The sequence below is a fragment of the Kluyvera sp. EC_51 genome, from assembly GCF_019584505.1.
GTDB classification, from domain to species: Bacteria; Pseudomonadota; Gammaproteobacteria; order Enterobacterales; family Enterobacteriaceae; genus Kluyvera; species Kluyvera sichuanensis.
In genome coordinates, this window is the sequence record NZ_VDAG01000044.1 from 1 (window position 1) to 491 (window position 491).

A 491-nucleotide genomic window follows, 5' to 3' on the forward strand; every position below is an offset into this window, starting at 1 on the left:
TGCGGTACAAACCGGAAACATAGGTAACACTTTAGACCGGATACATGGGTAACAGTTATAACTGGCATAGAAGAGGAGACTCGCTATGCCCTGGACTGAGACCCGACCTATGCAACGTCTTGATTTTATCCGTGCCAGCCACGCTGGCACGATGTCTTTCTCCGCACTCTGCCGTCTCTTCGGCATCAGTCGTAAAACGGGCTATAAATGGCTCGGGCGTTTCGACCCTTCAGAGCCTGCGACGCTTTTCGACCGCTCACGCGCGCCACTCTCACATTCCCGCACCATCCCGCCAGATATTGCTGCTCATCTGATGGCATTACGACAAAAACACCCTGACTGGGGGCCGAAAAAGCTGCGGATGTGGCTCCTTAATCATCAGGCCGACTTCCCTGTTCCGGCTGCCAGCACTATCGGCGATATCCTCAAACGCCAGGGGATGGTTCCGGACAGAAAGCGCAAACACAGAACGCCCGGGAATCGTCAGCCGC

At 55.2% G+C, this 491-nt stretch carries 1 protein-coding gene; it reads left to right on the forward strand.

The features are described 5' to 3' along the window. Window positions 1-85: 85 nt before the first annotated feature. Window positions 86-491: helix-turn-helix domain-containing protein (locus tag FHC49_RS11355; protein WP_220439806.1), on the forward strand; the 406-nt coding region annotated here is incomplete at its 3' end.